Below are 20,420 nucleotides of genomic sequence, written 5' to 3' on the forward strand. Positions count from 1 at the left end.
GGGCCGAAAGGGGGAGCTCATGACCACACAGGTGCGAGTCGGCGTCCAAGCCATCGTCGTACGAGAGGGTCACGTCCTGTTGGGCCTGCGTGCCACCACATTCGGGGCGGGCACGTGGGGACTGCCAGGTGGCCATCTGGACGTGGGCGAGTCTCTCATCGAGGCGGCCCGCAGGGAGTTGAGGGAAGAGACCGGGCTGCACGCGCTCGAAGCCCGCGTGGTCTGCGTCACCGATCCGGAGCCCGCCGCGCACCATCACATGCAGGTCGGGGTCGAGGTCCTTCGGCACAGGGGCGCTGTTCTGGTGCACGAGCCCGAGCGTTGTCTGTGTTGGCACTACTGGCCTCTGGATGCTCTGCCACAGGCGCTTTTCTTACCTTCGGCCGCTGTACTCCGCGCCTTCGTCAGGGGTTCGCTGCACCTCCCCTAGAGCCACGGCAGCGCACCACCCTCACGCGATCGTGGGCCAATGCCGCCAGTTGTCACGCAGGGCCTGCTTGAACTGCTCCTCCCGAGCCTGGAACTGCTTCCAGGTACTGGACAGCTCCCACTGGGTGCGGAACTCCGCCAGGCTCTCCATGTAGTACACGGTGTCCTCGCGGAACATCATTTCTACGGTGCTCAGTCCGCGCCGGGTGCGCAGGCTCGGATTCGTCGTGATGTACGGCTCGAAAAACCCCACGTTCGAGGTGAGGAACGTCGAACCGGGAATATCTATGGGGCTCAGTCGCAGCTCGATGCGCTCTGCGTATCGTTCATGCAGGTGCAGATAGGCTTCGATGACCGGCAGGAAGGAACGCTGGTAATAGTCACTGCACATGACCATGTCCACGAGACTCGCGAACCCGGGCACTCCTTCTCGCCTCTCGGTCGCCCCCGCTGGAGGTTCGAGAAATACGGCCAGATTGCTCCATGGATTGCTGATGATGACGTGAAAGGTGACGTGCCGCTCCAGCGCATCGATGATTCCGGAGTAGAAGCGGTCCAGTTCCTCGAGCAGGTATGAACCCCCGCCGTGGGCGATCAACCGCAAAGTGTGACGCTCCTCCGTGACAGCGCACAATTTCGCTGCGTTGCGCTTGCCGTTCTCCGTGAGGAGGTACAGGCGGTCGAAAGCTGGCCGGAGATCTCGCTTCGGAAGCACCACCCGCAAATCCGCGAGCGCTGCCCATATCGCCGCCGTCTGCGCGTGCTCCCGCCCGAACACCTCCACCGCCAGCTCCTCCGCGCTCTCCAGCAGCGACACGGCACGCTGCCTGCGCGGCAGGCTTCCCGAGCCGCCGCCGGCCGCCTCGAACTCGGCGACCGCCAGGGCGGCCTGGGCCACGACGGTCTCCCGGTGGGCGCCCCCGAGCAGCGCCGACGCGTTCAGCTTGACGATCTCCAGCTCGCACAGTTCCCGTTCGCCGCGCTCCACGTCGTGCGCGGCCGCCGCCGCCGCGAAGCGGGCCGTGGCCAGGGCGCGCCGGGCCGCGACGGCCGTCGGGTGGGCGCCGCCCTTGAGGCGGATGAACCGCTCCACCGACCGTTCGAACGCGTCGGCCGCGCGGACCAGTTCCTCGAAATCCTTGCGCGCGCTCGCCACGTCGAGCCGCACCCAGTCCGCGGTCAGCCGCGCCTCGGGGTCGTCGTCCTCCCAGCGCGTGTCCATCTCGCGGAGCGCCTTGCCGGCCCAGACGTCGGCGTCGTCGAGGTGGCCCATCCGCAGGCTCACCGCGCTCAGGTTGGTGAGGATCCGGCCCCTTTCGGGTACGAGGCTGCCGCGTTCCGCCCGGCCGAGTGCCCGGCACAGGACGAGCCGGGAGCGTTCCAGATCGCCGTGTTCCGCGAGCAGCGAGCCGAGGCCGTCCCAGACAGAGGCCGCGTACACCTGGTGGTCCGCCTCCGACACCTCCATGTGCCGCAGGGTCATATCGGCCACGGAGAGGGAGAGCGTCTTCATGCCGAGCGCCCCGAGGAGCCGCGCGAGATGGGTCAGCTGCTCGGCGCGCAGCTGCTGGCACTCCTCGGCGGGATCGGGTCCCCGGACGTGTTTGACGTGGTCCGCCAGACGGTTCTTGTCCTGCGGCCGCGGGTCGTCGCGCGCCAGGAGCAGCTTCTCCGCGGCGGCTATGGCGTCGTCGAGGTACTGCGTGGTCGTCATGGTCCCTCCCGGGTGCCGCCGGCCCGATCCGCCGGTGGGCGGGGTCAGCGGCGCGTCCAGTGCACTCTCACCACACGGGGGAAGCCCGCCTTGTCGAGGGCGTCCTCCACCGCGGTCCTGATCAGGATCTCCTTCTCCGTCTCGGTGGCCCCTACGGCGAAGGGCCGCACGGCCAGCGGCGGCGCCGGGTCCCCGGCCAGATCCTCGATCCGGAACCGGAAGCGCTTGAACCGCGTGACAGCCTCCCGGACCGTGCCGGCGAAGAGCGTGCCGTCCGGTGCGCGGCCGCCCGCGCGGTGCTGGACGATCAGGCCGAGGACCACCGGCGGCCGGTACGGATCACCGCGCTCCACCGGGCTTCCGGCGAAGAGCGTGCAGTCGTCCGGGACCCAGTCGCAGTCGAGCCGCAGGGCGTTGATCGTCCCTCCCCTGCCCGTGCTGCCGTACACATACGAGACCTCGGCGACGCTGCCGCGCAAGACGTCGTCGCCGTCCGGCAGTTGGTGCGTGGCCTTCCACGGCTCGTGCGGCCTGGCGTCGTCGAAGCAGACACCGGGGAGCTGGACGTCCTCGTCCTTCTGGAAGATGAGCCTCAGCAAGGCTAGGTCGGACGCCCTGTCGTAGTCCTGGACCTCGCCCGTGGCGTCCTTGCCGTCCGGCAGGCCGAGCCTGACCGCCGCCCTGCCCTCCAGCTCGCGCTCCTCCAGGCAGTGCGCCGCGGTGAGGGCGAAGTCCCGGGTGAGCCGCACGCCTGAGCCAAGTCGGCGGTCGTCCCGGAAGATTTCGATGAAGTACTCGTCGTACACCACGGGCCACCCCCCGGTCCGGCCTGCCCGGAGCGAACCCCCGATTTCGCCCGGAAGACGCCATGGTAGCCAGAAAAGGTTGCCGTGAACCGGGGCGGGAAAAGAAGAAACGAATATGCCGGAGGAGAGGCCGGAATTCACTGCCGCCGGTTCGCCTCACGACTGCCGCCGATTCGCCTCACGACTGCCGCCGATTCACCTGACGCAAACGCAGCCTCTCAGGCAACTTCCGTCGCTTCGGCCGCTGTTCTCTGTGCACTTCCGCCCGCAGCAGATCGAGAACGAGCCCGTCGGCCTCCCGCGCCTTGTCCGCCGCCAGCTCGAATTCCACCCACAGCTCGTCGTCCTCGCCGCGCCGCGGATTGTTGCCCCGCTGGGTACGCCAGGCGCCCCACGCCCAGTTCCACTCGTGCCCCGCCTCGAACGTACCCTTGCAGGCGTCCAGCAGCGGGTCGGTGGCGTAGATCTCCAGGCGGGCCAGGAGCGGGACCACGTCGTCGACCACGGCCGCCTCGCCGTCGCGCCGCTCGGGGAAGACGCCGGTGCGCAGAACGGTCTCACGCAGCTCCGCCATCCGTCTGACGACGATCATCACCTCGTCGTAGACCTGCATCCGCCGGTCCCAGACGCGGTTGTCCCGCTCACGCCTGCTCGTGGCCCGCTGGATGAACCAGGCACTGGAGAACGTGGCGAGGGCGCCCAACGCCGTACCGCAGAGGGCGGCTTCGGCCGGGGTCAGTGCCACCACCCCATCATGCCGTGCCGCCGCCCTGCGGGGCCCGCTTAGGCGTCCTTCAACTGCTGCCGCTGCCGCCCCAGCCCCTCGATCTCCAGCTCCACGACGTCCCCCGCCCGCAGATACGGCTTCGGCTCGGGCTGCCCCATGGCCACGCCCGCCGGCGTACCGGTGTTGATGACGTCGCCGGGGTAGAGCGTCATGAACTGGCTTACGTACCGCACCACTTCGGCCACCGGGAAGATCTGCTCGGCGGTCGTTCCGTCCTGCTTCAGCTCGTCGTTGACCCAGAGCTTCAGGGACAGCGCCTGCGGGTCCGGCACCTCGTCGGCGGTGACCAGCCAGGGGCCCAGCGGGTTGAACGTCTCGCAGTTCTTGCCCTTGTCCCAGGTGCCGCCCCGCTCGATCTGATACTCCCGCTCGGACACGTCGTGCGCCACCGCGTACCCCGCGACATGCGCCAGCGCCTCCTCGTGCGACTCCAGATAGCGGGCCCTACGTCCGATGACCACGGCCAGCTCGGCCTCCCAGTCGGTCTTCACCGAGCCGCGCGGCACCAGGACGGTGTCGTCGGGGCCGATCACCGTGTCCGCCGCCTTGAAGAAGATGACGGGTTCGGCGGGCGGCTCCGCGCCCGTCTCGCGGGCGTGGTCGTAGTAGTTGAGCCCGATGCAGACGACCTTGCCGATCCGCGCGACCGGCGGCCCGACGCGCAGGCCGTCGGCCGCGAGAACGGGCAGCTCACCGGAGTCGGCGGCGGCCCGTATCCGGCCGAGCGCGTCCGCGTCGGCGAGCACCGTCCCGTCGATGTCCGTGACGATCCCGGACAGGCCCCGCAGCACCCCTTCGGCGTCGAGCAGCGCCGGGCGCTCGGCCCCGGCCGTACCGACTCGCAGCAGCTTCATGGTCGAACTCCATTCCTTCGGTAGCCCGGCCGATGGGGTGCGGCCATCGGAGGTTTGGTCGATCGTCCAAGGTCGCCGTCCACTCCGCAATACCCCGTTCACGTACTGGACCCTTACTCGGGGGTAGCCAGGGGGTACTCGGGGGCCGTCTCCAGCCACCCGGACGGCTGTCTCCGTCATCCGGCCGCGGACGCGAGGGGCGCCCCGTTCGGCATGTCCCGGTACAGCGCCGCCCGCTCGACCGCGCTCCAGGTCGTGCTGGTCACCACGTACAGCCCGGCGGCGAGCGGCACGAACGCCACGGTGAACAGAGTCATGAACGACATCAGCGGCATGATCTTGGTGATCGCGCCCATGCCCGGCACCTGCTGGTCACCGTTCTGCACCGGCGGGGTGGCCGCGAGCTGCCTCTTGGTGCGCCCGTAGTTGAACGTGGCGACCGCGGCGACGATCACGAAGAGCACCAGGTAGACCAGACCCTGCGCCCCGAAGAGCCCGCCGTCGGCCAGCGCGTCCGCCCACCGGCCGCCGAGCGGCGCGGAGCCGAGGGTGTGGTCGAGCATGCCCCCGGACTCGCCGTCGCCGGAGCCAGAGCCGGAGCTGGAGAAGAGGTGGTAGAGGAGGAAGAAGGCGGGCAGCTGGAAGAGGCTCGGCAGGCACCCGGAGAGCGGCGACACCTTCTCCTCGCGGTGCAGTTCGAGGACCGCCTTCTGGAACCGCTCGGGGTTCTTGCCGTGCTTCTTGCGCAACTCCGCGATCTGCGGCGAGAGCCTGGCGCGCGCCTTCTGACCACGGGCCGAGGCGCGCGAGAGGGGATGGACGAGGAGTCGTACGCAGGCGGTGAAGAGGACGATCGCGGCGGCGGTCGCCGAGCCGTGGAACAGCGGGTCGAGCAGGTCGGCGAGGTGCGCGACCAGGTCCGCGAACACGGACATGAGTGCGGAGATGAGATCGGACATGGAGAAGCCCTCCGAGGGTTCCGTCGTGCCGGGAGAAGAGGTCGACTCGGCGTGCGGAGTCGACTCGGCGTGACGGCCCACGAGGGGCACGGGTACGGGTGTGCGGGTGTGTGCGGGTCCCCTACGCGGCCGTCAGGAGGGGACGGCCGGGCGCTCGGGGGCGCCTGCGGCCCCGGGCGTCGGGGTCGCGCTGGGGCAGGAAGGCGGTGCGCCGTTCACGGTCGCGGATGGCGGTGCGCACGCGGGTGCGGGGCACGGCGGGGGCGCAGCGCGCGGCGATCACGGAGCAGACGGCGAGCGCGGACCCGGCCGCGGCGGTCGCGGCGAGCGCGACGGCGGCGGTGAGGCCGCCGGTGTCGACGAGGACGACCTCGACGAGCAGGAAGAGGAGGAGCAGGGCGGGGCGCGCGGCGGCTTTCCAGCCACGGATCAGATCGTGCACCGTCGGTCCCCCTCTCGCTCCGATTGTCCGGCGCCGTGCGCCACAGCGACACAGCACCACAGCCGCACGCATGGCTCGTACAGCTGACGTCCCGTACAACTCACGGCCCGTACAACTGTACGTACATCTCGTACCGCCCGTTATACAGGATCGGCCGTGTCCGACTGAAGGAGCGGGCGGGGCTCGGCCGACGGCCCGCCCTCGTACTTGAGCCGCATGCCCGCGTGCCCGCACGACCCCCGTACGACAGGCGCGCCCCTCCTCACAATCCACGGCGTACGCGGCACTGACGGAACGAGCCGGGGCCCTCCTGCAAGTGGCCCGCCCAGCAGTACGGTGTCCCGTATGCGCCCCGACAAGCCTGCCGCCGCCGACCACGTCGAAGCCGACCACATCGCCGAAGCCGCGCGCCTGGAACGCACGGCCGGCCTGTACCCGGAGGACGCCGAACAACTGCTCCTCCAGGCCGCCGCCCACCTCGAACTGGCCGGCGCCCGCGACCGCGCGACAGCGCTCTACGACCGCCTCCTGTCCGCGGACGCCGAGCACCCGCCGGCCTCACCGGTTATGATCCGCGCCCTGAAGGCCTCGAACCTGTGGGAGTACGGCCACGAGGCGGAGGCCCGCGCGATCATCGACGGAGTCCGCGCGACGGCTCCGCGGGACCCCGCGCCGTGGGTGATCGTGGCGGAGTCCCTCGAATCGCACGACGAACTGGAACAGGCACACGCCACGTTCACGGAGGCGGCCGCCCTCCTGCTCCCCCCGGAAACACCGGATCCCCCGTACGCGACGCACCCCCTCCTCTTCGGCCGCCACCGCGTACGCCGCATGCTGGGCATGGACCACGACGCATGGGACGCCCTGGCGGACCGGATCTCCACGTCCCCCGTCCCCCTGGACGAACTGCACGACCCGAAGCGGACGTGGTCCCTGGGCTCGGAGAACCCGGCGGAACTCCGCGCGGAGATCACCCGCCTCCAGGCGGAGTTGGGCTCGTACAGGCAGGCCCTGTCCCGCCCCTTCCCGGTGGCGATCCTGCACTGGCCGGCCCCGGAACTGACAGAACTCCTGACGGCGTACCCGTCCCTCACCGCGGAATATCCCTCCCACGAGGAGCACTTGGCGACCATAGAGTCCTCACTGCGCGAACTCTCCGCGTCCGGAACCCCCAACTTGGGCATCGTCACCGGCACAGTCCCGTCCTACGAGGCCTTCGCCGCCTCAGAGGGCACGTCCCCGGAGGAACCGTCCCTGCTTCCCCAGTACGCGACGACGCTGGCGGCGCGCGGGCGGGCGGCGGGGTGGCCGCCGGAGCGGGGGGCGGAGTGCTGGTGCGGTAGCGGGGCCGGCTACGGCGAGTGTCACGGCGCCGGCGCCTGAACTCCTCGGCCCTCACCCCGTCCCTTGGCCGCCCGCCGGCACAATGTCCACGTGCCCGACGCAGCCCCGTCCTCACCTGCCGTCTCCGCCCGCATGAGTCGGCAGAACTCTCGCGACACCGCCCCAGAGGTCGCGGTCCGCCGCCTCCTGCACGCCGCCGGGCTGCGCTACCGCATCAATACCCCGGTGCCCGGCATGCCGCGCCGCACCATCGACATCGCCTTCGGCAAAGCCAAGATCGCCGTCTTCATGGACGGCTGCTTCTGGCACGGCTGCCCGGAGCACGCAACGTGGCCCAAGGTAAACGCGGAGTGGTGGCGACAAAAGCTCGACCGCAACATCGCGCGAGACCTGGAGACGAAAAAACACTTGGCCGAGGCCGGATGGACGGTTCTACGATTCTGGGAGCACGAAGCGCCCGACGAGGTGGCGAAACGGGTGGCTGAGGCCGTCGCGCGGAAGCGCCGGAGCGAGCGACCTCACAGAGGCGAAGGGACGCAGTGAGCAGCTTGAAATTCGTGGACATCTGCTCGGGCGGCGGAGGCATGGCCTTGGGGCTGGAGCAGGCCGGATTCCACCCCGTTCTGCTTCTGGACGACAAACAGGTCACCTGCGAGACGCTCCGCATGAACAGGCCGACCTGGAACGTGCTTCAAACGGATCTCCTGGGTTTCAAGCCGACCGACCACCGGGAGACCTACGACGTGGACCTGCTCTCCGCAGGGCTCCCACGGGTGAAGTCTTCGGCGACCGCCAAGCGCGTGGAGACCGGAAGCGAACTGCGTCTGCTCGAGGCCGCCGTATACCTGGCCCATGCCGTGCAGCCTCGCGCCTTGTTGATCGAAAACGTCCCGGGCCTCGTCGACAGCGAAGCTTTCCAAGCGGTGCGGACCTTCATCCAGAAGGAACTTGAGCATCTCGGATACGGATTTCACTGGTTCATCCTCAACGCTGAGGATTTCGGCGTCCCGCAGGACCGTAAACAAGGCGTACTCATAGCGCTGAAGCGTCAGTACTTCGACAACTTCCGCCGGCCGGCGCCGATCGACGCCCAGCACACGACAGTGGGTCAGGCGCTTCACGCGTCGATGTCCGCTCGGGGCTGGGCCGGGGCCGACGCCTGGGCAGCCCAGGCGGATCACGTCGCACCGACGCTGGTGGGCGGATCAGAGAAACGGGGAGGTGCCGACCTCGGGCTGACCGGGACCAAGAAGGCCTGGGCACGTATGGGCATCAATGGAGCCGCGTTCGCCGACGAGGTGCCCGGACCGGACGGCGTTCAGGAGTCGGACAAGTCCGGCTCCCCCCTGAAGAAGCTCACGGTGGACCAAGCGGCCATCCTTCAAGCCTTTCCCACCGACTGGATCTTCGCCGGGAAGAAGACGGCCCGCTACCGTCAGATCGGCCACGCCTCACCGCCGCCCGTGGGCAAGGCTCTGGGGCTCGCCATCGCCGCGGCCCTGCGGGCCTGATCGCGCACCACTCGTAGCCTTCCTCCCCCCTGCCCCTGAGTGCGCGCGTGAGCACCCCCCAGTCGCTGACTACACTTCGACCCCATGACCTCTGCGCCTCGTCGACCACCCCTGCCCGCGGATTTCCACATCGTGGATCTATTCGCCGGCCCCGGTGGACTCGATGTCGCAGCCACGGTCCTGGGAGTGGAATCCATCGGGGTCGAGTGGGACGAACCGACGCGTGCAACGCGTGCGGCGGCGGGCCTGCGAACCACCAGCGAGAAGGACGTCGCCGAGCTCGGCCCCTGCGATCCCGAGGTGGCGGACGCGAACGTACTCACCGGTGGCCCTCCGTGCCAGACGTTTTCGGTCGCTGGAAACCGCGAGGGGCACCAGGCACTGGAGGTCGTCAAGCGGCTGGCTTCACGTTTGGGCGGCCACGAGAACGCAGCTTCTTTCGAGGCCGCTTGGAAAGAGGTCAAGACCGAGACCGACGCCATGTCGGACGAGCGCACCGGTCTCGTGCTCCAGCCACTCCGCTGGATCATGGAAGCCAAACTCAAGCGCGAGAAGCCGTACGACGTCATCGTCCTGGAGCAGGTGCCGACCGTTCTGCCGGTGTGGAAGCACTACGTCGAAATCCTCAGGGGATCCGACTACTCGGCTGACGCCCACATCCTGCACGCCGAGGAATTCGGTGTACCGCAGACCCGTCGACGTGCCGTACTGATCGCCCGATATGCCCCAGGAAGCGGCAACAAAAGCGTCGAGTTCCCCCGACCGACTCATCAGCGATACCGCCCGGGGGTCGAGCGGCTACCGGAGTTGCAGACCCCTGAACAGAACGCCCAGGAGGCCCTGTTCGGCAGACCTCGTAGCGACGAGCCGATCAAGCGTTGGACGGCAATGCAGGATGTCCTTCACGAGCGGCCCACCGACTTCGAAGTGGTCTCCAACTACGGCTCGGGCGGCGACCCCAAGAAGCGAGGTCGCCGCACCTCGGAGGAACCGGCGGCAACAGTCACCGGCAAGATCCGACGTAACCGGGTATTTCGCCTGAAGAAGACAAGAGCCGGTACCAAGCAGATCGGCGAGGAGTTGGACCGGCTGACTCTCAAGGAAGCCGGCCTTCTGCAATCATTCCCTGCTGCCTATCCGTGGCGATCGACCGATGTCGCCCAACAGATCGGCAACGCCATTCCGCCGCGTCTCTCCCTCCACATCCTGAGCTCTGCCCTCGGCTTCGGGGAGCCGGAGGAGAAGCTGATCACGCGCCTGGAGGAGTGGCAGCCCCCGGCGGTCGACGACCCCGCCGAGAGCGCCTGAGACCGGCACGCCCGATCACGTCAGGCATTCCTGTCGCCGCTCGGCTCCCGCCCACGTACCGGTGCGTCCTCGAAGAGTTCCGCGAAGTAGTCGGCCAGCGCCTCCACCGAGGTGTCCGGGGCCCGCTCCTCATCCGGCCCCTCGGGAAGCGTCTTGTGAGGCACGGGGCCCGCCCATTCCGAAGCATCGATCCACCGCTGCAACGCATGGCCGTCACGCTCCACGTCCGGAGAGATGACGTCGTACATCAAGGTGGCAGCCGATGCATTGATTGCGCCGGCCAGAGCGTTGATCTCACGCCCGTTCCGCACGACGCCGCGGTCTATGAGACGCACCATCGCTTGGGCCGTGGGCCGATGGTCGATGACATCGAGCCGCAACGCGGTGTTGAGCATGTCCTGGTGAGTACAGGCAGTGACTACCGGACCGTAATCGGGACCGTTCCGGAACAGTTCGGCGGCCCACCACAACCGGGCGAACGTCTGAGTGTAGTGAGCGCCACGGAAGCGACCGGTCGCGACACTGGGCAACTTCCCGTCCTCCTTGGGCTCCGACATGTGGCGCCAGACGACGTAGTCGGGGGCGACGCCCAAGGCCAGGTAGTTCCAGAACCTGCGGTCAGCGGCTTCACCGCGGGTGAGCCGGAGTGTCGCATGCAGCCGCGGAGCAATCCATGCGTCCGCTTTCGTCGGCTTGCCGTCGCACCACATGCGCATGGCCTCGTCGACGAGGTCACGCACGGGACCCGACTCCGTCCGGGCACCGTCACGCGGTAGGGGCTCGGCCCTCTTGTTGAGGGCGATGGCGGGTACATCCTCCTTGCCCGTGAGCAACCCTTCGGTGAGGTACTGGGCGGCGTTGAGGTCCGAGAGCCACGCCAGGCGTTCGGGCAGGTACGCCGGTCGGTCGGTCATGAGTCGTTTCCCCGATGGAGGCGGTCCAGGCCGCGAATGGTGGTGGACAGAGCCTTCGGCACCTCGGCCCTACGGGTGGCAGCGAAATGGATACGAGGCTGAAGGTCGATCCATCCCGAGGTCCCGGTGCGGTGCCGGTGAACCTCGCGCAGCGCCTCCTCGCCGGAACGGCCCGGCACGACGTCCGGCAGCATCTCCCGAAGTACCTCACCCCTCCAGTCGTGCGGAAAGAGGGGCGTACCATCTTCCTCGATCTCCAGGTCACCGATCGCCGTATGGAACACCGCGGTCCATACATCCGTGCACATCTGCGCGAGGAGCAGGTCTCGCACGAGTCCCTCGACCGGTGAACCTTCTCCGCCGACGAGATCGGTGATGCCTTCGAAGTCGGTGTTGACGTGCACCGCGGGTAGCTCACCGGAGGTGTCGACGACCCAGGGCACGTCCCGAAATGGGCGCAGCCACTCCGGCCCTTCGCGGAATCCGATCTCGACGACGTCGAGCTCACGCTGTCGTAGGGGCGCCTCGGCCCTCAGGTCGACGACCCATTCCTTTTCCGGCTCCGACGTGGCGATCACCCGCCCCGGCACACCGTCGGCAGTGGCGACCACATGGACGGACAAGACAGCCCGGTCCACATGGTCGAAACGGCACAGCTCCAGGGTTCCGGTCCACTCCCGACCTCCCTCAGTCCTGGAGTCGAGGCGGGCTGACACCCGCGTATTGGTGGCCTTCTCCGTCAGCACCGCGACGACCGACACATCGGACCAATAGCCGTTGGACTCGGTTGCCTTGCCCGGAATGGTGGCCGACAGCTTCAGACGGGCCTTCTCCCAATCGCTCCGCTCCGCCTGTCCCAGGGCAACCACCTGCTCGACCACCGAGAATGCCCTGGTGTCGAGTTCCTCACGGTTCTCACCCGGCCCCTTGAGACTCACCGCAGTCACACGGAGAGACACCACACCGGAGAGCCGCTTGTACGGGTAAGCCCTCATGCCTTGCCCCCTTTGCCGGCGCTGAGCTCGACCACGAGCCCTGTGAGGGTTGCCCGCACCGGATGGGTGGAGACGTCCGTCACCCCTCGGAAGGTGGCACTGCGCGCACCGGGCGCGAAACGCAGCACCCCGTCGACGACTTCGCAGCTACGTACGGCGACGAGTTCGGCCCATGACACAACGGGCCTCGCACCTGACCGCACGTCCAACTTGGCCACAGGCGTGAGCTGCCAGGAGTCACCTCCGGCCGGAACCTTCACCTCGGCCGTGACACACCACGCGCCGTCGTCGTCGATCCGGGCCTCCAGATCGTCCAAGGTCGGCAAACCCGCTGTTTCGTTGCTGCGGGCCTCCTTCCTGCCACCTACGGTGAGGCGCTTACGCAGGCGATCACTCCCACTGCGCCGTTTCTCCTTGGGAAGAGCGACGAGTTCACGCACAGCCTTGTTGGTGTCACGGGTCAAAGCGGCGATCCGACGGTAGGCGGACGGCGAATACCGCATCCGTAGCTCCTCCGTCTGCCCCCACTTGTTGTGCTCGGGGGGCTCGGAGGCTCGCAGGAACGCCTCGGCCTCGTCGGCGAGGCGGACGTCACCTGCGGCCTGTCCTACGAGAAGGACCGCCTGAAACGGGTTGGTGCCCAGCGCCAGGTCAGGGACCCTACTGGTCTTGACCGTCATGCGGTTGCCTCGCATGGCCACCACCGTGTTCGGCCTGCCGTCGGCGTCGTCAGCCTCTGTCACCAGAAGCACCGCCCGGTGCTCGCCCCCGCCAGGCCCCTCCGCCAGGTCAGGCACCTTCAGCGGCACAGTCGTCATAGCCACCTGACCGGACTCGGTCAGACGCTCCACGGTCGTACCGTCCAGAAACGCCTGAAGCGCGCGGGTGCGAGAGGGCTGGGCAACGCGCGGATCGACTCGTTCCTTTTCGATGATCACTTCGCCGTTACGCAGCGTTCGAACGGATACCTCCAGCAGTGGCTCCCCGCTACCTCCAGGGGTCATGGCGGCCCAGAAATTCCGCCCGAGGGCCTGGACGAGTCGCCTGTGCATGATGTGCACACTGTCCGCGTCGTCGCTCGCGTCGTCCTCGGCCGGGCCGGCTTCGGCCAGGCTCGCCACGTCGTGTGCACCAACAATCAGGAACGATGTGCCCGGCTCCGCGCTTTCCCGTGTGAGGTGGAGCCGCTCGACCGTATCCCGATCGGCCCACCACGAACGCGCCACGTTTGCATCACCCAGGTCGGGATCGGGCCGTCCGAACCAGGCGGGCCCGGCGCAAGGCGTACCACCGACCTCACGCCATGGCAGATCGAGTCGTCCGACAAGCCGTCGTTCCGTACGTCCTTCATGCGGTTCCGACAAGGTGGAATTCATGAGCACAAGGCCGAGTCGACTGGTCGCCCACAGTGTCGCCTTGCCGAGGCCGTACGAACCCCCGGCTCCATTCGTCGACTTGTGACTGTCCAGTTGGCGGCGAACGACGGCTGCGAATCGGCCGGTCTCGTAGTCATCGCCGGTCAGCCCGGAAGCGTTGTAGTCGTCGACCCTCAACAGCACCAGTCGGTCGCGCTCCTCCATCTCGCGCAGCCCCGCGGCAATGACCCGCCCGACCTTCTGGTTTTGCGCGGCCGCGACCTGGTAATGCGGCAAGAGATCTTCCCAACGGAGCGCCTCACGAAATCGGGCCAGCCATTCCCCCGTCAATTCATGCAGTGTGTAGTGGACCCGAACCGGCCTAGAATTGGGCAGACGCTCGTCGAGACTGTTCTGGGTGGCCTCTCGAGCCAGGACCTCGACGTCTGCATCGAAAGCGAAGGCCGCAGCATTTCCGAACTCTCGGCCGCCGTCCTGATGCGCCGGCCGGTGGCGCCAACCAACATTCCCGATGTCGTCCCCCTCCGACGTCCCCGCCTCTGCCTCCTCGAGAACGTCGAAGAGCGCTTCGACCTTCACGCGCATGCCGTCATTCGGAACCGAGCGCCCCTCCAGCCAGGAAGAGATGAGGAATTGAGGAACATCGAGCCGCTGCGCGAGCTCGGCCTCATCTGTCCCATGGTGGACCATTTGCTCCTTGAGCCAATGACCGAATGATCCTTCATCCACTGTCATCGCATTGCCCGCTCTCTCCGCATTCCTGGATCCCGCACTCCTGTTCTCTACCGCTGCACGCCCACGACGGGAAGCCCGGCGGTTGGCTCTCCGCACACGCGACGCAAGCCCGTTTCCCAGCGCCTCCCATTCCCGCTGGGCTCTCTTCATCCGCCCGGCCGCACCCGGCTTGTCCGGCTCGAGGCCGAGGGCGATCCGCATGTCCGACAAGCCCCGGACCTCCAACTGTCGGACCCGTTCGCGTGTGACACCGAAAAGTCGACCGACCTCCTCCAGCGTCCACCGCTCTCCGTCCACCAATCCGTAGCGATACATAATCATCAACAGCGTGCGTTCATTCAACACCGACAGCAACGGCCGAAGTTCCTCCAGTGCGATGTACTGCCGCAGCGAATGGTGTGGGGTTGTCGACGCGCCCCGATAGTCGGAGATGGCGGACTCAGGGAAGCCGATTTCGACAAGAGCATCGAGAGACTTCGTGCGTCGCGACAGCTTCAAGCACGAGGCAACCTTTTCATGAGAGAACCCTGTTGCCTTCTGGAGGTCTACGACATCGGGCTCGATCCCCCTGGCCCGCGAATCCCGCTGAACCCGGGTTATCTTTCTGACCGAGTCACGCACGTGTACGGGCAGCCTGATGGCCGCCCCGAAGTCGGCGACCGCTCTGTCCGCCGACTGTCGGATCCAACTCGTCGCATAGGTCGAGAACTTGAACCCCCGCGCGATGTCGAACTTCTCCACGGCTCGAGTCAACCCAATGACCCCGTACTGCGCCAGGTCGTCGAGGTCGAGGTCGTTGCCATGAGCCATGCCCTTCACTACCGAGTAGACGAGCCGCATGTTGTGAGCCACCAACGCCTCATACGCCTTGCGCGCCTCTCCATCTCTCGGCAGGTCGCGCAGATAGCCTGCGGGAATATCTTCCGCGCACGGCAACCCTTCACGAACGAGGAGGAATAGTCCCACCTCCTCCTCGGCTGTAAGAATCCGTCCGTCCGGGTTCCTGTTCCATCGATCTCCGTCCAGTACTCGTCGTGCGGCGGCGCGAGCGCTGTGGTGATCGACCACCACGCGTCCCTCATGGACGCAGTCAACCCCTGGGGCACTTGCAACCACCTCGCCCGAGTCGGCTTCCTCTTCACTTTCGGGCGTTTCGCGAGACGCCCGTTCGAGTAGCCAGCCCTCGGACCTCATCGCGGCAGCGAGTTCACATGTGGTGCGCTCATCGAGCCCCGCCGCAACAGACACTCGCGAGACTGCGATGTCCGGTTCCGCACCCTCCGCCCGGAAACGCCGCAACAGTCGCACGACTCGACCCCAATCGGCCCCGCGGTCCCCACCGTTGTGCGGGGGCCGACCATCCGTGCTCATCTCACCCCTCCGCGCCGACTTCCGTGTTCGTACTCAATTCATATCGCTATCGTGACCTTGTTGCCGCCGCCACGGGGAGAGTTGATGAGAACCATTCCGAGCGAGATCTCACGGAGGACGCGAAGCCGCGCCGAGCGCAGCGTGTTCGCCGCGCTCAAAGCCATTCCCGACAGCGAGAGCGTGGCGCTGCACTCCGTACACCTGCCGGCGCATCGCTACAAGCGCGTCGGCGAGATCGACTTCGTAGTGGTGACACCGCAACTGATCCTGTTCATCGAAGTGAAGGGCGGGCAGATCTCCCACCACGATGGGGAGTGGCGGTTCGGACGAGGGGACGGCACCGCTGATGTCCGCCGCGAAGGCCCCTTCGCACAGGCCAGTTCAGGGATGCACGAGCTGGAGCGCGAACTGCGGCAGGCCGTCGACGGGCTTCGCGCGCGGCGTGCCGTCGGCGGCTATCTGGTCATCACGCCGGATGTCGACCTCCCACCGATGACCGAATATGACCCGGAGCAGTACCTTGGCCAGAGGGCGTACGACGGGGGACGGGGGCTCGAAGCGGCAATCGAGCGTGCCGGTAAGTACTGGCGAAAAAAGGGCCAAAACCGGTCGGCCATCTCCCCAATCCCCGCTGCCCTGCGGAAGGAGATCGTGCGAGCCATGCGGCCGAATTTCGACCTTGTTCCCAACCTTCGCTCGCGCATCACGGATCTCGAGGCCGAGTTCGAACGTCTGACAGCGGAACAGTACGAGAAAATCGATGCGTTGGCCGAGAATCCGCGTCATGTCTGGAGGGGTGGCGCGGGCACAGGCAAGACCTTCCTGGCAGCGGAGGCCGCCCGCCGCAAGTCGGTCAATGGCAGCGTCCTGTTCACCTGTGCCAGTTCCCCCTTGGCCAGGCACGTGGCTCATGTGCTGTCCGATGAACCGGTCACGGTCCTTCCCTACGAACGACTCCACGAGGTGCGTGGGCGTACCTTCGACCACCTGATCGTGGACGAGGCACAGGACCTGATGAACTTCAAGGCGTTGAACGAACTCGACGAGTTGATCGACGGCGGTCTGGAGCGGGGGCACTGGATCTTCATGCTCGACCAGAACAACCAGGTGCTGTCACCGCAGCACTACGACGACGAGGCGTGGGAATACCTCAGAGGCCTGGGGGTGACGAGTCTCGCGCTCGGCCGGAACTGTCGGAACACCGAGCAGATCGTGACCCAGGTCCAAACATATACAGGTGCCGACCTCGGGGTCGCCAAGGCAGGTCAGGGCGAGCACGTGGTGTTTGCCGATGTCCGTTCACGCGTGCACGAAGCCGAGGCCCTGGACGCCTATCTGGACCGGCTGGCCGCCGAGGGGCTCTCCCCCGGCGACATCACCATCCTGTCGTCCACGGGTGACTGGGAGAACTCATCGGCTCGGTTGTCGCGTCGCTCCGGAAGGATCGAGCCCTACTCCGACCTAGTAGGTACCGGAGCCCCGCGCAGGAGGATCACGTGGTCATCGGTGGCTGATTTCAAAGGGCTCGAGAATCAGGCCGTCTGTGTCATCGACATGGAGCCCGAGGCGCTGGCGGGTCGGCTGGACGCGGTCTATGTCGCTTGGACGCGGGCTCGCGCCCAGTTGTGGATCGCTACCCGGCCGGGAGTCAAACCTCTGCTCAACGACATGTGTCTGGCCTCGCTGAAGCTGAAGAGGAACGGTGCCGCGAAGTGACCACTACCGAGGAGGAGCTGGCGGACCACCGCGACGCATTCGTGGCGTACCTGCGGCAGCAGTTGGTCGGGCCCGCGGGTGGTGAGGACGAGACCCTGGTCGACCCGCCGGACCGTCGCTACCTCATGGGCACGCTCTATCCGCGCGGCACCGACCTCCATATCCACACATCGGCCGCCGGCGAGGAGGAGGACCCGGAGGGTGCGATCGGGCCGGGCGAGGAGGACGGATTCGCCGACGACCCGGTGGCGGAGGCCAATGCCTGGTTGCCGTCGTCGATGGGGTTCTCGTTCTTCACCGACGCCCCGAGAATCGACCTGGTGTGCTCTGCCGCTCGCTATGAGACGTCTCGCGAGGGGCGGCGCAGAGTATGGAAGCGTCGCCCACGTCAGACCGAGGCGATCTCGGTCACCGCGGAATCCGCCGGCGGCGCGTCCGTGCTGGACGGCCACGCCAAGCTGTTCACCCGCTGGCGTCGTCACCGTAACGGTCACCTGGTGACCTGTGTCCTGGCCAACGCGCACCATGAGGACGAAGAGCCGCGAGATGCCTGGAACCTCATGCTCTTCCAGGCCGAGTTGACGGCCGGAACCGTCGGCGGCGAGGTGCTCGAGTACCCGAGCACCCGGCTCAACAGCCGCGACCCCGAAGAGCAGGAGTTGCGGATCCAGTACCGGCACGTCGTGACGCGAGCGATAGGCCATGGGTGCGCCGTCGAATGGGACGACACCAGCAAGCCCGTCACCTCACTCAGTGCCGAGGTCCTACCGCAGAAGACGGTCCCCCACATCCGTCCGGACGGTCCGGCCGACCTGCCGATCCTGAAGCTCGCCGGACTCTCGCGAGCCGACCTCTCGGCAGAGGATCTCCGCGCCGGCCTGACATCCTTCGTCGCCGACTACCGTGCCTGGTACGAGAACCTGGACATCGAGAGGTCCAAGCTTCACGACTGGGCGAAACCCCCAGCGGCGCGCATCCTGGATCGAATCCTGACCGCCGTCGAACGCATGGAGTCCGGGGTACAGGCGCTCACCTCGGATACACCTGCCGGTGAGGATGCGCGCGAGGCATTCCGGCTGGCCAACCGCGCCATGGCCCTGCAGATGCTTCACTCGCGCCGTGAGTTGGCCGGCACCCGTCGTCGGCGGAACGAGGATGTCGTCCACGTCAGCGAACCCGACGGCGATGCCGCCTGGCATCCGTTCCAGCTCGCGTTCTTCCTACTCGTCGTCGAAGGGTTGATGAATCCGAACAGTGACGACCGCGACACCGTCGACCTGATCTGGTTCCCCACCGGCGGCGGCAAGACCGAGGCATACCTGCTGACGGCCTGCTTCGAGATCGCCTGGCGACGCCTGCACCACGGGGCCGCCGGGGGTGGCACGGCGGTCATCAGCCGCTACACACTCAGCCTTCTCACCACGCAGCAGTTCCAGCGGACGGCCACGGCGATCTGCGCCCTCGAGTACATGAGACGCGGCCATGACGGGGACGAGGGCCGTCGGCTGGGGAGCGAACCCATCACTGTCGGTCTCTGGGTGGGCCAGGAGACCACCCCGAACTCCTATGCCAGGGCGACGGTCGAACTCGGCGAACTGAAGCAGCTCACCGAGCCAGACGACCGATTTCTGCTGGAGCGTTGCCCGTGGTGCGGCACCGAAATCGTTCCGAGGCGCTACACGCGCGACAGCGACTACGGCATCTCCGCGGACCATTCCTCCTTCTCCTTCAACTGCCCGCGCGAGACCTGCGTCTTCCACGACCAACTCCCGGTCGCTGTCGTGGACCAGCACATCTACGAGTACCCGCCGACCTTCCTGCTCGGCACAGTGGACAAGTTCGCCCGGCTGGCCTGGGAGCCGAAGGCCGGACGGATCTTCGGCGGCCGCGGTCGGCTGAGGCCCTCCCTGGTGATCCAGGACGAGCTGCATCTACTTGCCGGTCCTCTGGGGACCACCGTCGGACTGTACGAGTCGGCCGTCCTCGCGCTGTGCGGTTGGGAGGGGGCCAGGCCGAAGGTCATCGCGTCGACGGCCACCATCCGGCGGTCGCAGGAGCAGATCCAGAATCTGTACGGGCGCAGCACCCAACTCTTCCCACCGGCCGGCCTCGATGCACGGAATTCCTTCTTCGCATCCACCGATGGCACGCGGCCGGGACGGTTGTACGTCGGTGTCATGGCTCAGGGACACACGCCGGCGACTGCGACAGTCCACACCGGTGCCGCCACGCTCCAAGCCTCGGAGTCCGTCACCGACCGGGACGACCTGCGCGACGCGTACTGGACCGTGGTCGCCTATCACAACAGCCTTCGCGAGCTGGGCCGTACCATCACCATCGCCCGCGACGACATCCCGGCGCGACTCGCACACCTGACCCGTGACGAGGCGTTCCGCCGTGATCTGCCGGACAGCACGGTGGTCGAACTGACCAGCAACATCTCTCGCACCGCCCAGCCCAAGCTGCTCGACCGACTCGGCAGATCTCTCACCGACAAGGAGAGCGTCTCCTTCCTCGCCACCACCAACATGCTTTCCGTGGGCGTCGACGTGCCTCGCCTCGGGCTCATGATCATGAATGGGCAGCCCAAGACGACGTCCGAATACATCCAGGCGACCAGCCGTGTGGGTCGACGGCTGGTTCCCGGCCTGATCGTGACGCTCTTCCGGTCCTCCAAACCTCGCGACCGGTCCCACTACGAGTCGTTCGGGCCCTACCACGCGTCGCTCTACCGCCATGTGGAGCCGACGAGCGTCACACCCTGGTCACCGCCCTCGAGGCAGCGCGCCCTGCACGCCGTGCTCACCATCCTCGTCCGCCATGGTCTCGGTCTCGCTTCCGAGGACATGGCGGGGGATGTGGTGGGCCGTCGTGAGGATCTCGAGATGATCCGGGATCGCCTTCTGAGCCACATTCGCATCTCCGACCCCAGTGAGGCCGGCGCGGCCGAGGATGACCTCAACGCCCGGATCGACGAGTGGCTCCAGGCAGCCGAGTCGGCGCGAGGAAACGGCGGGCGTCTCTACTACAAACCGCAGGGGCGGGGCGACGACGCTCTGCTGACCGACTTCGGGAAGCCCGCCGAGGGACTATGGGAAACGGCTCAATCCATGCGGAACGTAGACCGGGATTGCTTGGTCGCCGTGAGAGGAGCCTGAC

At 67.2% G+C, this 20,420-nt stretch carries 16 protein-coding genes and 1 pseudogene; 7 read left to right on the forward strand and 10 right to left on the reverse strand.

Annotation, left to right across the window (positions count from 1 at the left end):
- Positions 1 to 19: 19 nt before the first annotated feature.
- Positions 20 to 430, forward strand: coding sequence for a nucleotide triphosphate diphosphatase NUDT15 (locus CP975_RS36595; protein WP_055534760.1), 411 nt, complete (start codon positions 20 to 22; stop codon positions 428 to 430).
- Between the two features lie 21 nt (positions 431 to 451).
- Here CP975_RS36595 and CP975_RS12800 read toward each other — a convergent pair whose 3' ends face one another.
- The 6 genes from CP975_RS12800 to CP975_RS12825 form a co-directional block, all read right to left on the reverse strand.
- Positions 452 to 2,143 (reverse strand): ATP-binding protein, encoded by a 1,692-nt coding sequence (locus tag CP975_RS12800; protein WP_055534758.1) that lies wholly within the window; start codon positions 2,141 to 2,143, stop codon positions 452 to 454.
- A 44-nt stretch (positions 2,144 to 2,187) separates the two neighbouring features.
- Complete coding sequence (locus tag CP975_RS12805) at positions 2,188 to 2,952, reverse strand: S1 family peptidase (protein WP_055534756.1); 765 nt, start codon at positions 2,950 to 2,952, stop codon at positions 2,188 to 2,190.
- A gap of 175 nt (positions 2,953 to 3,127) precedes the next feature.
- Positions 3,128 to 3,694: a hypothetical protein gene (locus tag CP975_RS12810; RefSeq protein ID WP_055534754.1), complete on the reverse strand. Its 567-nt coding sequence runs from the start codon at positions 3,692 to 3,694 to the stop codon at positions 3,128 to 3,130.
- Between the two features lie 38 nt (positions 3,695 to 3,732).
- Positions 3,733 to 4,590, reverse strand: coding sequence for a fumarylacetoacetate hydrolase family protein (locus CP975_RS12815; protein WP_055534752.1), 858 nt, complete (start codon positions 4,588 to 4,590; stop codon positions 3,733 to 3,735).
- A 176-nt stretch (positions 4,591 to 4,766) separates the two neighbouring features.
- Positions 4,767 to 5,537 (reverse strand): YidC/Oxa1 family membrane protein insertase, encoded by a 771-nt coding sequence (locus CP975_RS12820; RefSeq protein ID WP_055534773.1) that lies wholly within the window; start codon positions 5,535 to 5,537, stop codon positions 4,767 to 4,769.
- Between the two features lie 133 nt (positions 5,538 to 5,670).
- Positions 5,671 to 5,991: a DUF6412 domain-containing protein gene (locus CP975_RS12825; protein ID WP_055534750.1), complete on the reverse strand. Its 321-nt coding sequence runs from the start codon at positions 5,989 to 5,991 to the stop codon at positions 5,671 to 5,673.
- A gap of 345 nt (positions 5,992 to 6,336) precedes the next feature.
- On the opposite strand from CP975_RS12825, the gene CP975_RS12830 reads away from it, so the two are divergent.
- From CP975_RS12830 to CP975_RS12845, 4 genes are all read left to right on the forward strand, one after another.
- The gene (locus tag CP975_RS12830) at positions 6,337 to 7,374 is read left to right on the forward strand and encodes an SEC-C domain-containing protein (RefSeq protein ID WP_055534748.1); all 1,038 of its coding nucleotides are present in this window, start codon (positions 6,337 to 6,339) and stop codon (positions 7,372 to 7,374) included.
- A gap of 93 nt (positions 7,375 to 7,467) precedes the next feature.
- Positions 7,468 to 7,878, forward strand: a complete 411-nt coding sequence (locus tag CP975_RS12835) for a very short patch repair endonuclease (RefSeq protein WP_055534746.1) — start codon at positions 7,468 to 7,470, stop codon at positions 7,876 to 7,878.
- Positions 7,875 to 8,846, forward strand: a complete 972-nt coding sequence (locus CP975_RS12840; protein ID WP_150476883.1) for a DNA cytosine methyltransferase — start codon at positions 7,875 to 7,877, stop codon at positions 8,844 to 8,846. Before CP975_RS12835 ends, CP975_RS12840 begins: the two co-directional genes overlap by 4 nt.
- A gap of 84 nt (positions 8,847 to 8,930) precedes the next feature.
- Positions 8,931 to 10,154 (forward strand): DNA cytosine methyltransferase, encoded by a 1,224-nt coding sequence (locus tag CP975_RS12845; protein WP_150476884.1) that lies wholly within the window; start codon positions 8,931 to 8,933, stop codon positions 10,152 to 10,154.
- Between the two features lie 20 nt (positions 10,155 to 10,174).
- On the opposite strand, the gene CP975_RS12850 is transcribed toward CP975_RS12845, so the two are convergent.
- The 4 genes and pseudogenes from CP975_RS12850 to CP975_RS36230 form a co-directional block, all read right to left on the reverse strand.
- Positions 10,175 to 11,068, reverse strand: coding sequence for a DUF6339 family protein (locus CP975_RS12850; protein ID WP_055534744.1), 894 nt, complete (start codon positions 11,066 to 11,068; stop codon positions 10,175 to 10,177).
- Entirely contained in the window at positions 11,065 to 12,063 is a 999-nt protein-coding gene (locus CP975_RS12855) for a hypothetical protein (RefSeq protein WP_199783160.1), read from the reverse strand. The genes CP975_RS12850 and CP975_RS12855 overlap by 4 nt, the downstream gene beginning before the upstream one ends.
- Complete coding sequence (locus CP975_RS35730) at positions 12,060 to 14,174, reverse strand: helix-turn-helix domain-containing protein (protein WP_425474316.1); 2,115 nt, start codon at positions 14,172 to 14,174, stop codon at positions 12,060 to 12,062. Before CP975_RS35730 ends, CP975_RS12855 begins: the two co-directional genes overlap by 4 nt.
- Positions 14,175 to 14,381: 207 nt before the next feature.
- A pseudogene (locus CP975_RS36230) lies at positions 14,382 to 15,545 on the reverse strand (sigma-70 family RNA polymerase sigma factor); the annotation flags it as partial.
- Positions 15,546 to 15,629: 84 nt separating this feature from the next.
- On the opposite strand from CP975_RS36230, the gene CP975_RS12865 reads away from it, so the two are divergent.
- Both CP975_RS12865 and CP975_RS12870 read left to right on the forward strand, forming a co-directional pair.
- Entirely contained in the window at positions 15,630 to 17,261 is a 1,632-nt protein-coding gene (locus CP975_RS12865; RefSeq protein ID WP_055534742.1) for an NERD domain-containing protein, read from the forward strand.
- Positions 17,258 to 20,419 carry a helicase-related protein gene (locus CP975_RS12870; RefSeq protein ID WP_055534740.1) on the forward strand — a complete coding sequence of 1,054 codons (3,162 nt, stop codon included), beginning with the start codon at positions 17,258 to 17,260 and terminating at the stop codon, positions 20,417 to 20,419. The genes CP975_RS12865 and CP975_RS12870 overlap by 4 nt, the downstream gene beginning before the upstream one ends.
- Position 20,420: the final 1 nt, after the last annotated feature.

It is taken from the genome of Streptomyces alboniger (assembly GCF_008704395.1).
GTDB classification, from domain to species: Bacteria; Actinomycetota; Actinomycetes; order Streptomycetales; family Streptomycetaceae; genus Streptomyces; species Streptomyces alboniger.

Bases quoted from the DNA above. Each gene is read 5' to 3' on its own strand.
- CP975_RS36595 (WP_055534760.1), top strand. From the start codon at position 20: ATGACCACACAGGTGCGAGTCGGCGTCCAAGCCATCGTCGTACGAGAG.
- CP975_RS12800 (WP_055534758.1), bottom strand. From the start codon at position 2,143: ATGACGACCACGCAGTACCTCGACGACGCCATAGCCGCCGCGGAGAAG.
- CP975_RS12815 (WP_055534752.1), bottom strand. From the start codon at position 4,590: ATGAAGCTGCTGCGAGTCGGTACGGCCGGGGCCGAGCGCCCGGCGCTG.
- CP975_RS12830 (WP_055534748.1), top strand. From the start codon at position 6,337: ATGCGCCCCGACAAGCCTGCCGCCGCCGACCACGTCGAAGCCGACCAC.
- CP975_RS12835 (WP_055534746.1), top strand. From the start codon at position 7,468: ATGAGTCGGCAGAACTCTCGCGACACCGCCCCAGAGGTCGCGGTCCGC.
- CP975_RS12845 (WP_150476884.1), top strand. From the start codon at position 8,931: ATGACCTCTGCGCCTCGTCGACCACCCCTGCCCGCGGATTTCCACATC.
- CP975_RS12850 (WP_055534744.1), bottom strand. From the start codon at position 11,068: ATGACCGACCGACCGGCGTACCTGCCCGAACGCCTGGCGTGGCTCTCG.
- CP975_RS12855 (WP_199783160.1), bottom strand. From the start codon at position 12,063: ATGAGGGCTTACCCGTACAAGCGGCTCTCCGGTGTGGTGTCTCTCCGT.
- CP975_RS35730 (WP_425474316.1), bottom strand. From the start codon at position 14,174: ATGACAGTGGATGAAGGATCATTCGGTCATTGGCTCAAGGAGCAAATG.
- CP975_RS12865 (WP_055534742.1), top strand. From the start codon at position 15,630: ATGAGAACCATTCCGAGCGAGATCTCACGGAGGACGCGAAGCCGCGCC.